Raw genomic sequence first — 14810 nt, 5'->3', positions numbered from 1 at the left:
GTTTATCGGGGCATTCTATTACTTCCCGATACAAAAACTGCCAAAGATCTCACCCAATAAATCATCGGCACTGAATTCGCCGGTGATCTCGCCTAAGGCCTGTTGAGCGTCGCGCAAATCTTCCGCCAGCAGTTCTCCTGCGCCATAGCCATCAAGCTGGGCACGACCGGTATCAAGGGCTGCCATGGCGCGATCTAGGGCGTCCAGATGCCGTCGGCGGGCTGAGAAGCGGCCCTCAGTGGTGGCGGCAAAGCCCATCACGTCTTTCAGGTGAGTTTTTAAGTTATCCACACCCATCCCGGTTTTGGCGGATAAGCGTAGCGTTGGCGGAGTTGTGGATAAATCAATGCCCGCCGGTTCGGCACTGGTATCGATTTTATTCCGCACCAGGGTTAAACGTGCCTGGTCAGGCAAGCGAGCAACGAACTCTGGCCAGATGGCCATCGGGTCGGTGGAGGCAGTGGTGCTGGCATCTACCAGTAGCAGTACCCGATCGGCTTTCTCTATCTCGGCCCATGCCCGGGCGACACCTATTTTCTCAACTGCATCGGGCGTATCGCGCAGCCCAGCAGTATCGATAATATGCAGCGGCATACCGTCGATATGGATATGTTCGCGGAGTACATCCCTGGTCGTGCCAGCGATATCCGTGACAATGGCGGTATCTTGTTCGGTCAGCGCATTAAGCAGGCTCGACTTACCTGCATTAGGTCTTCCTGCGATGACCACGCTCATTCCTTCGCGCAGCAGCGCACCTTGGCCTGCGGCCTGGCGTACGTCACTCAGCGCTTGCTGGACGCTGCTTAAATGCTGAGCCACATGGCCGTCGGCTAGAAAGTCGATCTCCTCTTCGGGGAAGTCGATTGCCGCTTCTACGTAGACGCGTAGTTCGATCAGCCGCTCCACCAGTGCAGAGACGCGCTTCGAGAATTCGCCCTGTAATGAGCGTACGGCGTTTTCTGCTGCTGAGCGTGAGGTGGCATCAATGAGGTCTGCGATGGCTTCCGCCTGGGTCAGATCGAGCTTATCGTTTAAAAACGCCCGCTCGGAAAACTCCCCCGGCCGTGCTAGGCGGGCTCCCAGGGCCACACAGCGCTCTAAGAGCATATCCATGATGATCGGGCCGCCGTGCCCCTGGAGTTCCAGTACGTCTTCACCGGTAAACGAGTGCGGGCCATTAAAGAACAGCGCGATACCTTCATCAATGCTGCCTTCAGCACCCTGGAAGGGGCCGTAGTGAGCGAATCGCGGGGTAGGGCAATGCCCAACTATGGCTTCAGCGATCTCGCGGCAGGCAGGGCCTGAAACGCGGATAATGCCTACCCCGCCGCGCCCAGGAGGGGTTGCCAGCGCCGCAATGGTGTCAGGGGTATAAAGGCGTTCGGCCATGGTGAATCTCTTTTTAAATTGGCAGGTGCGAAATGGATCAGCCTAGTGTGAATTTTTCGGTCTTAAAACGCCAGACCCCCGCTCGAGGCGGGGGTCTGAAGGTATTGCTCAAACGGCGGACTTATTTGGTTTTCATGCCTTTGCCGATGCTTGGGTCGTTTTCGATTTTGCGCGTAATGTAGTACTGCTGCGCCACCGAAATAATGTTGTTAACCACCCAGTAGATAACCAGACCCGCTGGGAACCACAGGAAGAAGAACGTAAAGATGATGGGCAGCATCTTCATGATCTTCGCCTGCATAGGATCTGGCGGTGTCGGGTTTAGCATCTGCTGAACGAACATCGAAATGCCCATCAGAATCGGCAGAATGAAGTACGGGTCCTTCACCGATAGATCCTGAATCCAGAAAATAAACGGTGCGTGGCGAAGCTCAACCGATTCCAGCAGCATCCAGTAGAGCGCGATGAAGACGGGCATTTGAATCACAATAGGTAGACAGCCCCCCAGCGGATTAATCTTCTCCTTCTGGTAGAACTTCATCATCTCTTGGGACATTTTTTGCCGATCGTCGCCATACATCTCTTTCAGCCGCTGCATTTCCGGGCCGAGTTTACGCATCCGACCCATGGATTTGTAAGCTTTGGCGGAAAGCGGGAATAGCACCGTCTTGACCAGTACGGTCAGTAGAACAATCGACCAACCCCAGTTACCGACGATGTCATGGATGTGATCCAACAGCCAAAACAGAGGGTTAGCAATAAACCACAGCCAGCCATAATCCACGGTTAATTGTAGGTTAGGCGCGACTTGCTCCAAGTAATCCTGCACTTTTGGGCCCATGTAGAGGGTGGCGCCCAGCGTCGCTTCACTATCAGCGGCAACGGTGCTGGTGGGGCTTGCAAAGGCAACTACGTTACGGTCGCTGGAGTCTGTGGAGACGTAGTAAAGGTTCTGCTGATCCTGCTGGGGCGCCCATGCCGACACAAAGTAGTGCTGAATGATGGCTATCCAGCCGCCTTGCGCTTCACGATTTTCAAAGTTGCTGCCTTGAATATCCTCAAAGTCGATCTTCTCATAGCGCGCATCTGGCGTTGAGTAAGCGGCGCCCAAATAGGATTTCATCCCCATCGAGACACCGCTTGACGGGTCAGGACTATTGTCGCGTACCAACTGACCAATAAACCGCGCACTAACCGGTGCGTCAGTGTTATTGGCTAGGTAGTAATTGACGTTGACCGCATAGCTACCGCGCTCAAAGGTGAGACGCTTAATCACTTCAACGCCGTTAACATCGGCGGTTAGGTCAATCGTTAGCTCGTCATCGTTATCGCCTAAACGATACTCTGAGTTTTGCGGTGTGAAAGTGATACGACTGGCTTGACCATCAAGCTGTAGACCTGATCGAGCCACGTAGCTACGGCTGTTGTTATCGGATAACAGCACATAGTTGCGGTCTGAATCGAGGGATAGTTTGTGCTGGGGTAACGCGGCATAAACAATATCGCCCCCGTGTGGATCAATGCGTACGTCGAGGACATCGGTAGTAACCGCAATAAAGTCGCGGCTTGATGTCTCGCTTTCGGTATCAGGAATACCTTCGCCAACGGCGTTTTGCGATGAAGGCGTGCTCGGAACCGCTAAGCCGCCCTCTTGCTCATCCCCATTGCTGGGAGACGCTGAATCGCTGCGTTGAGTTATATCAGGCACTGAATCGTAATTCGGTTGCCCATAATCCTGATTCCACTGGACGACTAGCAAGTAGGCGAGTACGGCTAGTGGAATCAGTAATAAAAGTCGTTTTACGTCCATGAGGGTTCTGCCCGCTGGGTGGTGAACATGCTAATGGCGCAGTGTCATTTACTCGACTCTTGACACACGAAAGCCTGCCAGTTGGCAGGCCGAGGTCGAGCGGCGAGAGGTGCACCAAAGGTCACGTGTCACGCTTAGGCGTTGGTGCTGCGATCACCGCCTGTGCGTCACGCTGAAGTCGCTTCCACATGCCGTGTAACTGGCGATGCAATGTGTCGTTATCGATATCCTGAACGCCGCGTCGAGCAAGCACTACTATATCCACAGAGGGCAAGTGATGTTGACGAAGGCGAACGGATTCTCGAACCAGACGCTTGAAACGGTTGCGATCTACGGCGCGTTTAACATTTTTTTTGCTGACCACCAGTCCAAGGCGAGGATGTCCCCGAGTACTCAAGCGAACTAACGCCATCATACCTTTGCCATGCACTTTCAGGTCGGCTTGCTCAAACACGTGACTAAAATCCCCAGCATTTAGTAACCGTAACTGCCGGGGAAAGCCTTGCTGCGGCACACGCAATCCGAGATCAGGCGCTCAGACGCTTGCGGCCCTTGGCACGGCGACGTGCGAGGACGGCGCGACCGTTTTTGGTTGCCATACGAGCACGGAAGCCATGCGCGCGCTTGCGCTTGAGAACGCTAGGTTGAAAAGTGCGTTTCATAACTCGTTATTCCCACGTGGTTTAGGACGGAAAGTGAATTCCAAAAAGCCCGGTCCAGTGAGGAACTAGCCGGGGAGATTCAATTCAAGACCGGAAATTGTAGAGACTTCCTCTGCTGGGTGCAATTTTTCCTTGCATAAAAAGCCTTATCACACCACCGGCAGCTTGTTCGATACAGTCAGGTTAGCCATCAATGAAGTCACTATTATTACTAATAGGTAGTTCTAAACCTGTTGTTATTAATAGTGGGGATACTATTTGTGGATAAGTGATTAAATTAATTATCTTTCAATAGGATATAGCAATAAAAAATCTGTGTGTAAGTCCCGTATAAGCGGTCAACAAGGTGTTGGTTAGATGTGATTAAGCGTTGTGTAAGGTGTACTTTTTACGATTATCCCCATCCCTCCACAAGGTTTTCCCATAGGCTCATTGCAAGTTGTCCACAGGCCAATATTGAGGGTGAAACCCGTGTGGATAACCGCGGCTTTGGGCGCTACAATGGTCGGCCGTTTTCAACCGATGGTGAGATGAGTGTCACTGACGCTTTGGCAACAGTGCCTGGACAACCTGCAGGATGAGCTGAATTCACAGCAGTTCAATACCTGGATACGCCCGCTGCAGGCAGAAGAAGGAGAGTCCAACGAGCTGCGCTTATTGGCGCCGAATCGCTTTGTGCGCGATTGGGTGAGCGATAAGTATGCCAAGCGGATTAGTGAGCTGATGCGTGAACTCGCACCGGCCAAGCCGCCAAAGGTCAGCCTGACGGTGGGTAGTCGCCGTTTGGCAGCCCAGGCCCCTCAGCATCGTGATTTAGGTAATCCTGTATCGGCTTCGCCGTCGCGGCCAGCATCGCCAGCGGTACATACGCCGCCACGCGGCGATATTGCCGATGAGCGTGAAATCGATAGGCTGCGCGATGAAGCGCCGAGTCGGCGTAATAATGAACGTCAGGTACAGGTAGAAGGCAGTCTGAAACATGGCAGCGGGCTCAATCCGAATTTTACTTTCGATACGTTCGTGGAAGGTAAGTCTAACCAGTTGGCTCGTGCTGCCTCCCGTCAGGTATCTGAAAACCCTGGTGGCGCTTATAACCCCTTGTTTTTATACGGCGGCGTAGGCTTGGGTAAAACCCACTTAATGCATGCAGTGGGGAACGCTTTGGCAACCCGGCGTGAAAACGCCCGGGTGGTATACCTGCACTCAGAGCGGTTTGTCGCCGATATGGTCAAAGCGCTCCAGCTTAATGCGATTAATGATTTTAAGCGTTTTTATCGCAGTGTTGATGCGTTACTTATTGATGACATTCAGTTTTTTGCTGGAAAAGAGCGCTCTCAAGAAGAGTTTTTTCATACCTTCAATGCGTTATTAGAAGGTGGTCAGCAAATGATCCTGACCTCTGATCGTTATCCTAAAGAGATCAGTGGGGTAGAGGAGCGTCTTAAATCACGCTTTGGTTGGGGGCTCACGGTAGCGATTGAACCGCCGGAGCTTGAAACCCGCGTGGCTATCTTGATGAAAAAGGCTGACCAAGCTAAGGTCGATTTGCCTCACGACGCGGCGTTCTTTATTGCTCAGAAAATTCGCTCCAACGTGCGCGAATTGGAAGGCGCATTGAAAAAAGTCATTGCTGATTCGCACTTCATGGGTAAAACCATTACCCAAGACTTTATTCGTGAATCACTGAAAGATCTGTTAGCGCTTCAGGATAAGCAGGTAGGGGTTGATAATATTCAGCGCACGGTGGCCGAATATTACAAGATCAAGGTGGCGGATCTGCTTTCCAAGCGCCGCTCGCGCTCAGTTGCCCGGCCTCGTCAGGTGGCGATGGCGCTTGCTAAGGAGCTAACCAATCACAGCTTGCCGGAGATTGGCGATGCCTTTGGCGGACGTGACCATACAACGGTCTTGCACGCTTGTCGAAAAGTGAAATCATTGCAGGAAGAGAGCGCGGATATTCGTGAGGACTACAAGAATTTACTGCGCCTGTTGACCAGTTAATCATCCCATGGAACACGGGCCTGTCACGCGCAGGTCTTTCAGGATATAGAACCGGAGTATTGATGAAATTTTCGATTTCCCGAGAGGCGCTGTTACGTCCGCTGACTCTGGTCGCTGGTGTAGTTGAGCGCCGCCAAACGTTACCTGTACTTTCTAATGTGCTGATTCAGGTAGAGGGTGACCAGGTGTCACTTACCGGCACTGATTTAGAAGTTGAGCTCGTTGGCCGCACTGTGGCCAGCCAAGTCGATGAGGCGGGATCCGCGACAGTCCCTGCGCGTAAGCTGATGGATATTTGTAAATCGCTGCCCGATCAGTCTGATATTCAACTTGCCGTTGAAGAGGGGCGTGCAGTACTTCGCAGTGGTCGTTCGCGTTTTACCCTATCGACACTTCCCGTTGCTGAATTTCCCAATATCGAAGATGCAGATGGCAGCCAGGAGATTAGCGTACCCCGCGGTACGCTAAAGCATTTGATTGAAGCCACCTCGTTTGCCATGGCGCAGCAGGATGTGCGTTATTACCTCAACGGTATGCTGCTGGAAATTCAAAGCAACCTGTTACGCACCGTAGCAACGGATGGTCATCGATTGGCGATGTGTTCACGTCCAATCGAAGTCACCGTCAGCCAGTCTCAAAAGCTGATTGTGCCGCGTAAGGGTATTTTAGAACTGTCGCGCTTGTTGGACGATAGCGATGAGCCTGTCAGCCTAACGCTCGGTTCTAGCCATGTGCGTGCCCATACAGGTGATTTTACCTTCACCTCAAAGCTAATCGACGGTAAATTCCCTGACTATGAGCGTGTAGTGCCGCGCAATGGCGACAAAGTATTGATTGCCGAACGCGCAGCACTTCGCCAAGTGCTTTCACGTACAGCTATCCTTTCTAATGAGAAGTACCGTGGTGTACGCCTTTATCTTGAGGAGAATAACCTCAAAGTGATGGCCAACAACCCGGAGCAGGAAGAAGCCGAGGAGAATATCGCCGTCGAGTATAATGGTGGGGCGATGGAGGTTGGTTTTAATGTTGGCTACTTGGTTGATGTGCTGACAGTGCTTAATGAAGATCGCGTGCAGATTACCTTGGCTGACCCGAATAGTAGTGCGTTGCTTGAAGAGCCCGGTGGCGGTGATGCACTCTATGTTGTTATGCCGATGCGCCTGTAATTTTTTTGACGTTTAGCATTATATTTGTAAGCCACGTTAGCGGCGCTTCTGGTAACAGAGCGCCGCTAACACGTTTGAATGCTCCTTTTTTCCGAGGATATTGTAAGTGGTGACTATAGGATGAGCCTGACACTGCTTAAGTTCCATGCGTTGCGTAATCTCCAGTCGGTTGAGATGAGCCCCTCTTCGCGTATCAATGTTATTAGCGGGGCTAATGGCAGTGGAAAAACCAGTCTGCTGGAAGGCGTACATATTCTGGGGATGGGGCGCTCTTTCAGAACGCGTCAATTAAAGAACGCAATCCAAAAAGATGAGCCGTATATGACGCTTTACGGGCGTTTAAGCGGTGAGCCTGAGGTTACCCTGGGCGTGCGCCGTTTACGTGCTCAGAGAGAGCTTGAGCTGCGTTTAAAGGGTGATAAAAACGCTCGGTTGGCAGAGTTAGTAGAGGCGATGCCTCTTCAGTTAATTAACCCAGATGCCTTTCGATTGCTTGAAGGTTCTCCAGCCGGTCGACGTGAGTTTCTCGACTGGGGAGTGTTTCACGTGAAACATGACTTTTTAGCAATTTGGAAGCGCACCCGACGTGCGTTGAAACATCGGAATGCACTGCTCAGGCGTGGTAGAATACAGCCTCAGGAAATGGCGGTGTGGGAGCAAGAGCTAGCCATTTGGGGTGAACAGATGGATACCTTGCGCCGCGCTTGGTTTAGTGACTTTCTGCCTGTCTTTGAAGAGACGCTTAAAGTGTTGCTACCTTTGCCGGATTTGTCGCTCCATTACGCCAGAGGTTGGGATAAAGAGCGATCGCTTGCGTCGGTGTTACACGATAGTCGGCTAACCGATCAGCAGATGGGGTTTACTCAACAAGGGCCTCAGCGTGCTGACTTACGTATTAGGATAAACAAGCAGCCTGCGGTAGAAGTACTTTCCAGAGGCCAGCAAAAATTAGTGGTGAGCGCTTTAAAACTTGCCCAAGGCCGGTTTCTGGAAAGAACAGCACAGCGGCACTGTATTTACCTTATCGATGATTTGCCAGCGGAACTAGACGAACATAATCGTCATCAGTTTTGTGGATTACTCGAAGATATGCAGTGCCAAGCATTTATTACCAGTGTCGAACCTTCCGCGTTGAGAAATACATGGCGGCCTGAGACCGAAGTTAAGATGTTTCACGTGAAACATACCGAGCAGGGTCTCAGCCATTTAGAGCCAACCGGCTAGCGCTGATTAGTTAGAACGGTGTTAGGTTTAGCCGGTCAAATTAGCGTAGAAGGGGTGACAATACGGGATGAGACAGACTTCACGACGGAGTGGTCAATGAGCGAGCAGGCTTACGATTCATCAAGCATTAAGGTGCTCAAGGGACTGGACGCGGTACGTAAGCGACCAGGAATGTATATTGGTGACACCGACGACGGTACTGGGCTGCACCACATGGTCTTCGAATTGGTGGATAACTCCATCGACGAGGCATTGGCGGGGCATTGCAGCGAAATTCGCGTTGTCATTCACCCGGATGAGTCGATCACCGTTAGCGATAACGGCCGTGGCGTTCCCACCGAGCTTCATGAAGGGGAGGGGGTTTCCGCTGCTGAAGTTATCATGACGGTTCTGCACGCAGGCGGTAAATTCGACGATAACTCCTACAAGGTTTCCGGTGGTTTGCACGGTGTTGGTGTTTCTGTTGTCAATGCGCTTTCCGCGGAACTGCGCTTAACGATTTGGCGCCAAGGTGAAGTGTTTGAGCAGATGTACCACCACGGCGTGCCTCAGGCGCCGTTAGGTGTCGTGGGCAAAACTGAAAAAAGCGGTACCCGCGTTCATTTCCGTCCTTCTCCAGAAACGTTTGGTAATATCGAATTCCATTTTGATATTTTAGCCAAGCGGCTTCGGGAGCTCTCCTTTTTGAATTCCGGCGTGGCCATTCGGCTGCTGGATGAGCGCAGCGGTAAGGAAGAACTGTTCCACTACGAAGGTGGTTTGCGCGCCTTTGTTGATCACCTGAATACCAATAAGAGTGTGATTAATCCGGTATTCCACTTTAACGCTGTGCGTGAAGATGGCGTTGAAGTAGAGGTGGCGATGCAGTGGAGCGAAGCCTTCACCGAAAATATTTTCTGCTACACCAATAATATTCCGCAGCGAGATGGTGGCGCGCACTTGGCTGGTTTTCGTGCCGGTCTTACCCGCACGCTCAATAACTATATTGAAGCTGAAAACCTGCTCAAAAAGGCCAAGGTCAATACCACCGGTGACGATGCCCGTGAAGGCCTGACCGCGATTATTTCGGTCAAAGTGCCGGATCCCAAGTTTTCGTCTCAAACCAAAGATAAGCTGGTCTCCAGCGAAGTGAAGACCGCGGTTGAGCAGGAGATGAGCCGCCTGTTTTCCGAGTATCTTGTTGAAAAGCCTAACGAAGCCAAGGCGATCGTTAATAAGATGCTGGATGCAGCGCGTGCTCGTGAGGCCGCCCGTAAAGCGCGGGATATGACCCGTCGCAAAGGCGCGTTGGATATTGCTGGTTTGCCAGGTAAGTTAGCGGATTGCCAAGAGAAAGACCCAAGCCAGTCAGAGTTATACCTGGTGGAGGGTGACTCCGCAGGTGGCAGTGCCAAGCAGGGGCGTGACCGTCGAACCCAGGCTATTCTGCCGCTGAAGGGTAAAATCCTGAACGTTGAAAAAGCGCGTTTCGATAAAATGCTCTCCTCTGCAGAAGTGGGCACGCTGATCACCGCGCTTGGTTGCGGTATCGGCCGGGAAGAGTTTAACCCCGATAAGCTGCGCTACCACTCGGTCATTATCATGACCGATGCCGATGTCGATGGTTCGCACATTCGCACGCTTTTGTTGACGTTCTTCTTCCGTCAGATGCCGGAGCTGATTGAGCGTGGTCATATCTTCATCGCTCAACCACCCCTTTATAAAATTAAGCGCGGCAAGCAAGAGCTTTACCTGAAAGATGAACAGGCGATGGTGGATTATTTAACCACCACGGCCTTGGACGGTGCCGGCCTGCATGTTAACGCTAATGCGCCGGGTATTTCCGGCTCACAGCTTGAAGCGTTAGTGAACCAGTACCGCAACGTGATGAAGCGGATTGATCGCTTGTCGCGGGTTTATCCTAATGAAGTACTTAAGCAAATCGTTCATGCTTCGGCACTGAAAGGTGAAGAGAGCCTGAAAGACCGTGTGACCATGCAGAACTGGATTGATGAACTCCAGAAGATCATGGATGACATGGTTGCCTATGAAGGCGGACCCCGTTACCACTTCCATCTCCATGAAGATTCTGAGCGCGGGCTTTTCCTACCTACCGTCTCGCTGGTTGCTCACGGTGTGACGACTGAGTACAGGTGGGGCCTTGACTTCTTTGAAAGCGCCGACTATCGGGGTATCGCTGAGCTGGGCGAAACCCTGGATGGCTTCCTGGAAGAGGGCGCCTTTATTGCCCGTGGCGAGCGGCAGAAGCCTGTATCGCACTTCTCGGAAGTGCTGGCGTGGCTAATGCAGGAAGGCCAGCGGGGTCTGTCCGTACAGCGCTATAAGGGTCTGGGTGAAATGAACCCGGATCAGCTTTGGGACACCACTATGGATCCCGATAGCCGCCGTATGCTGCGGGTAACGATCGAAGACGCCGTGGGTGCCGACATGATGTTCAACACCCTGATGGGTGACGACGTTGAGCCCCGCCGTGACTTTATTGAAACCAATGCGCTGGTGGCGAATCTAGATGTGTAAGATGGATTGCGTACGTTAAGCTGTTTCACGTGAAACATTGCCTTAACGAGCCTAACCTCGACATTACTTAATGTCACTACGAAAGCGCCGCTATGGAATCCTTTGCGGCGCTTTTTAATGCTTGATAGTTAGGAAGAGTTGTGGGGGGAGAGTTGTCTTTCAGCCGAAGCTTCTCATATAAGAAGAGCGATCAAGACTCTCCACTTTATGCCGGTTATCTATTCATTAACCACTCAACAAATTGCGCTAAATCATCGAAGATCTCAGCCTTTTCAAGACCGGTGCCTTTTTGTTCAGTTTTAAGCCCTTTTCCGGTTCTGACCAGCGCCGTTTTGCAACCTATGGCTTCGCCCGCCTGTAGGTCCCGCAGGCTATCACCAACCATCCAACTCCCTGTTAAATCTTCTAGCCCTAGTGCCTGCTGGATCTGTAGCAGCATTCCTGGCAGCGGTTTGCGGCATTGGCACTTGTCATCTGGACCGTGCGGGCAGAAAGCAATATGGGCGATACGCCCGCCTTCAGCCTCGACCAGTGCTTTTAAGTGATCATGCATGGCATGGAGCGTTGCTTCACTGTAATAACCGCGGGCAATACCCGACTGATTAGTCGCTACAGCTACGCTGTACCCCGCACGAGTAAGGTTGGCGATGGCGGTGATTGAAGTGGGGTAGGGCACCCACTCATCAAGGGATTTAATGTAGTTATCGGAATCATGGTTGATGACGCCATCACGATCCAAAATAACCAGCTTCGCAGCTCTTAGCATAGCAACCCTATATCCTGAAATACTGTCAGACTATATTAGCTGACCAGAGATGAATGTTTCACGTGAAACACATCTTTCCGTGGATCGTAAAAAAGCCCAGCAGCTAAGGCTGTTGGGCTTGAATGGGGTAAAAACGGTATGGCTACTGAGGAAGCAGTGAAATATCGGCCACTTCCAAAAACAGCGCTTGAAGGCTAGCTAGTAACGCTAACCGGTTACGCTGAATAGCCGGGTCGTCCGCCATCACCATTACTTGGTCAAAGAAGGCATCCACTGGATCGCGTAATGTGGCAAGTGCGTCGAGCGCTTGCTGATAGTCACCCGCAATAAATAGCGGTGCAACCTGCGCCTGACTACCCGTCACAGCATCGTACAGCGCTCGCTCGGCATCTTCCTGGAGCAAGTGTTGATCGACCTGGGTGCTGCCATCATGGGCTTGTTTGCTCAAAATGTTTGAGACCCGCTTATTAGCTGCCGCTAACGCTGCGGCTTCATCACGCTGGGCAAAGGCCTTAACCGCGCGCAGGCGACGAGCGAAGTCGAGCGGGTTAGTCACCGGGCGTGCACGCACGGCAAGGTACATTTCAGCGCTGATGCCCTCTTCCTGGCCCCAGGCGCGGAAGCGATCAAGCATATAGGTCAACACATCCTCAACTAGCCCATCGGCTTTAGGGAGACCCTGGTGCTGTTCTGCGGCAACCGTGAGCAGCTCACGCAGATCAAGATTCAATTGGCCCTTAACCAGGATGTTAAGCACACCGATTGAGGCTCGACGGAGAGCGAAGGGATCTTTTGCGCCGGTAGGGCGCTGGCCGATCCCGAAAATACCCACCAGAGTATCCAGGCGATCAGACAGGGCCAATGCCTTGCCAGTGGCGCTTTGGGGAATAGCATCGGTAGCAAAGCGCGGCAGGTACTGCTCTTCAAGCGCTTGGGAAACCTCTGCTGGCTCGCCATCCTGATCCGCGTAGTAGCGGCCCATGATGCCCTGTAACTCAGGAAATTCGAGCACCATCTCGGTTACGAGGTCACATTTTGCTAGTGCTACGGCGCGCTTGGCGTGAGCCACATCGCCGTCGATCTGTTCAGCAATAAAGGTCGCAATAACCGTGCTGCGGCGGGCTTTATCTGCCAGGGTGCCTAGCTGCTGCTGGAAGACCACGCTTTCCAATTGAGGGATACGTGAAGCAAGGGTGCGTTTGCGGTCGGTGTCGTAGAAAAACGCTGCATCGGCCAAGCGTGGGCGAATGACTTTTTCGTTACCGGCAATGACTTGGTCGGGGTCAGCGCTGTCGATATTGGCAATGGTGATAAACAGCGGTTTCAGCTTGCCAGCGTCATCCAGCAGGTGAAAGTATTTCTGGTTAGCCTTCATTGAGGAGATCAAGCACTCGGCGGGCACTTCCAGAAAGCGCTCATCGAAGCTACCGGTCAGTGCTACCGGCCATTCAACCAAGCCGCTCACTTCTACCAGAAGGTCTTCGTCGATAACCGCATTGGCTTCCTGCACTTCAGCCTCTGCTAACACCTGTTCGCGGATACGCTCACGCCGTTGCTCCCGATCCACCAACACATAGGCATTTTCCAGGGCAGCCACATACTCATCGGCGTGGGCCAGCTGGATAGCGTCAGGCGCGTGGAAACGGTGGCCGTAGGTTGTGCAGCTCGCCTCTAGGCCAAGCGCCTCAGCGGCTACGACATCGCTACCGTAAAGTGCCACCAGCCAGTGCACCGGGCGTGAAAACTCAACCCGGGAAGCGCCCCAGCGCATGTTTTTGGGTACGGGGAGGGTAGCGATGGTTTTGCGGATAATCTCGGGCAGCAGTGCTTGAATAGTTTCACCCTGCTGCTGATCACGAAAACCTAGCCAAGTGCCTTTATCGGTTTCTAAATGAATCAGCTCATCTACGCTCACTCCGCAAGAGCGGGCAAAACCCTCCGCCGCTTTAGTGGCTACGCCATCTTTAAAGGCAGCCGCTAACGCCGGGCCCCGGCGCTCTACATCACGATCGGGCTGTTTATCGGCCAGTTCTCGCACTTGTACCGCTAAACGCCGTGGGGTCGCAAAAGCGCTAACGCTGGCAAAGGGCACGTCGGCTTCTTGCAGCCCTTTTGCGATACCTGCGGCAAACGCATCGGAAAGCGCGTCCAGGGCCGTGGGCGGTAACTCTTCAGCACCCAGTTCCAGTAAAAGCGTATTAACAGCCATTAGTCGTCTCCCTGATCGGCGAGTAGCTCTTGTAACAGTTCCCGGCGAAGTGTTTCTGGCGCCATGGGGAAACCTTCGGCCTTACGCGACTCAAAGTATGCAGTGGCGACGTCTCGCGCCATGGTGCGAACGCGTAAAATAAAACGCTGACGCTCGGTGACCGAAATAGCGTGACGGGCGTCTAACAAGTTGAAGGTGTGCGATGCTTTCAGTACTTGTTCGTAAGCTGGTAGCGGCAGGCTGGCAGCGAGCAGTTTGCCGCACTCTTTTTCCTGGTGATCAAAGTTAGCAAACAGCTGGTCGACATCAGCGTGCTCAAAATTGTAGGCGGACTGTTCGCGCTCGTTTTGCAGGTAGACATCGCCGTAGGTCACTTTGCTGCCATCGGGAGCAATGGCCCAGACGAGGTCGTAAACGCTATCGACGTCCTGCAGGTACATGGCGATACGCTCAAGCCCATAGGTCAGTTCGCCGGTGACCGGGTAGCATTCTATGCCCCCGGCTTGCTGGAAGTAGGTAAACTGGGTGACTTCCATGCCGTTTAACCAGATTTCCCAGCCCAGGCCCCAGGCGCCCAGGGTAGGGGATTCCCAGTTATCTTCGACAAAGCGTACATCGTGAATCAGCGGATCAAGGCCAAGCCGCTTAAGCGAGCCCAGATAGAGATCCTGCAGATTGCTTGGCGATGGTTTCATCACTACCTGAAATTGATAGTAGTGCTGAAGGCGATTAGGGTTCTCGCCATAGCGGCCGTCAGTAGGACGGCGGGAAGGCTGTACATAGGCAGCATTCCAGGTTTCGGGGCCAATCGCCCGCAGGAAAGTAGCGGGGTGGAAAGTGCCCGCACCGACTTCCATATCGAGCGGCTGAAGGATGACGCAACCCTGTTCTGCCCAGTACTGCTGCAGAGCAAGGATCAAGCCTTGAAAGGTCGACACATCAGGTGTCGATTGGTTTGTCGAGACACTCATCGCGGAAAGCACCGTTGGCCATGAATTCATAAGGCGTCAAGTATACAATCCTAGGCAGATGGGTTATAGGCACGTATGCCAACAAGCCGCTTTAG

The 14810-nt window shown here is 52.7% G+C and carries 11 protein-coding genes; 4 read left to right on the top strand and 7 right to left on the bottom strand.

Features of this window, described 5'->3' with window-relative positions:
• Positions 1 to 18 precede the first annotated feature (18 nt).
• The 4 genes from mnmE to rpmH all read right to left on the bottom strand — a co-directional run bounded on the left by mnmE (position 19) and on the right by rpmH (position 3861).
• Entirely contained in the window at positions 19 to 1389 is a 1371-nt protein-coding gene (gene mnmE, locus ACT3UM_RS05405) for a tRNA uridine-5-carboxymethylaminomethyl(34) synthesis GTPase MnmE (protein ID WP_498896798.1), read from the bottom strand.
• A 121-nt stretch (positions 1390 to 1510) separates the two neighbouring features.
• Complete coding sequence (gene yidC, locus ACT3UM_RS05400; RefSeq protein WP_498896796.1) at positions 1511 to 3199, bottom strand: membrane protein insertase YidC; 1689 nt, start codon at positions 3197 to 3199, stop codon at positions 1511 to 1513.
• Positions 3200 to 3320: 121 nt separating this feature from the next.
• The gene (rnpA, locus tag ACT3UM_RS05395; protein WP_498896794.1) at positions 3321 to 3713 is read right to left on the bottom strand and encodes a ribonuclease P protein component; all 393 of its coding nucleotides are present in this window, start codon (positions 3711 to 3713) and stop codon (positions 3321 to 3323) included.
• 13 nt (positions 3714 to 3726) lie between these two features.
• Positions 3727 to 3861, bottom strand: coding sequence for a 50S ribosomal protein L34 (gene rpmH, locus ACT3UM_RS05390; protein ID WP_008959105.1), 135 nt, complete (start codon positions 3859 to 3861; stop codon positions 3727 to 3729).
• A gap of 534 nt (positions 3862 to 4395) precedes the next feature.
• On the opposite strand from rpmH, the gene dnaA reads away from it, so the two are divergent.
• The 4 genes from dnaA (at position 4396) to gyrB (ending at position 10769) form a co-directional block, all read left to right on the top strand.
• Positions 4396 to 5862 carry a chromosomal replication initiator protein DnaA gene (dnaA, locus tag ACT3UM_RS05385; protein ID WP_022521029.1) on the top strand — a complete coding sequence of 489 codons (1467 nt, stop codon included), beginning with the start codon at positions 4396 to 4398 and terminating at the stop codon, positions 5860 to 5862.
• A gap of 62 nt (positions 5863 to 5924) precedes the next feature.
• Positions 5925 to 7028, top strand: a complete 1104-nt coding sequence (gene dnaN, locus ACT3UM_RS05380; RefSeq protein ID WP_035582420.1) for a DNA polymerase III subunit beta — start codon at positions 5925 to 5927, stop codon at positions 7026 to 7028.
• 120 nt (positions 7029 to 7148) lie between these two features.
• Entirely contained in the window at positions 7149 to 8252 is a 1104-nt protein-coding gene (recF, locus tag ACT3UM_RS05375) for a DNA replication/repair protein RecF (RefSeq protein ID WP_498896790.1), read from the top strand.
• A gap of 96 nt (positions 8253 to 8348) precedes the next feature.
• Positions 8349 to 10769 carry a DNA topoisomerase (ATP-hydrolyzing) subunit B gene (gyrB, locus tag ACT3UM_RS05370; protein WP_498896788.1) on the top strand — a complete coding sequence of 807 codons (2421 nt, stop codon included), beginning with the start codon at positions 8349 to 8351 and terminating at the stop codon, positions 10767 to 10769.
• A gap of 214 nt (positions 10770 to 10983) precedes the next feature.
• Here gyrB and gmhB read toward each other — a convergent pair whose 3' ends face one another.
• From gmhB to glyQ, 3 genes are all read right to left on the bottom strand, one after another.
• Positions 10984 to 11535 (bottom strand): D-glycero-beta-D-manno-heptose 1,7-bisphosphate 7-phosphatase, encoded by a 552-nt coding sequence (gene gmhB, locus ACT3UM_RS05365; RefSeq protein ID WP_498896786.1) that lies wholly within the window; start codon positions 11533 to 11535, stop codon positions 10984 to 10986.
• Positions 11536 to 11677: 142 nt separating this feature from the next.
• Positions 11678 to 13744, bottom strand: coding sequence for a glycine--tRNA ligase subunit beta (gene glyS / locus ACT3UM_RS05360; RefSeq protein ID WP_498896784.1), 2067 nt, complete (start codon positions 13742 to 13744; stop codon positions 11678 to 11680).
• Positions 13744 to 14715: a glycine--tRNA ligase subunit alpha gene (gene glyQ / locus ACT3UM_RS05355; RefSeq protein ID WP_498896782.1), complete on the bottom strand. Its 972-nt coding sequence runs from the start codon at positions 14713 to 14715 to the stop codon at positions 13744 to 13746. Before glyQ ends, glyS begins: the two co-directional genes overlap by 1 nt.
• Positions 14716 to 14810: the final 95 nt, after the last annotated feature.

It is taken from the genome of Halomonas sp. AOP13-D3-9 (assembly GCF_052379125.1).
Classification (GTDB): Bacteria; Pseudomonadota; Gammaproteobacteria; order Pseudomonadales; family Halomonadaceae; genus Vreelandella.
This window is presented reverse-complemented; position numbering and strand designations above follow the sequence as displayed.

Excerpts from the sequence above, each read along its gene's own strand:
- yidC (WP_498896796.1), bottom strand. The coding sequence starts at position 3,199 with ATGGACGTAAAACGACTTTTATTACTGATTCCACTAGCCGTACTCGCC.
- glyS (WP_498896784.1), bottom strand. The coding sequence starts at position 13,744 with ATGGCTGTTAATACGCTTTTACTGGAACTGGGTGCTGAAGAGTTACCG.
- dnaN (WP_035582420.1), top strand. The coding sequence starts at position 5,925 with ATGAAATTTTCGATTTCCCGAGAGGCGCTGTTACGTCCGCTGACTCTG.
- rpmH (WP_008959105.1), bottom strand. The coding sequence starts at position 3,861 with ATGAAACGCACTTTTCAACCTAGCGTTCTCAAGCGCAAGCGCGCGCAT.
- gyrB (WP_498896788.1), top strand. The coding sequence starts at position 8,349 with ATGAGCGAGCAGGCTTACGATTCATCAAGCATTAAGGTGCTCAAGGGA.
- glyQ (WP_498896782.1), bottom strand. The coding sequence starts at position 14,715 with ATGAGTGTCTCGACAAACCAATCGACACCTGATGTGTCGACCTTTCAA.
- mnmE (WP_498896798.1), bottom strand. The coding sequence starts at position 1,389 with ATGGCCGAACGCCTTTATACCCCTGACACCATTGCGGCGCTGGCAACC.
- gmhB (WP_498896786.1), bottom strand. The coding sequence starts at position 11,535 with ATGCTAAGAGCTGCGAAGCTGGTTATTTTGGATCGTGATGGCGTCATC.
- recF (WP_498896790.1), top strand. The coding sequence starts at position 7,149 with ATGAGCCTGACACTGCTTAAGTTCCATGCGTTGCGTAATCTCCAGTCG.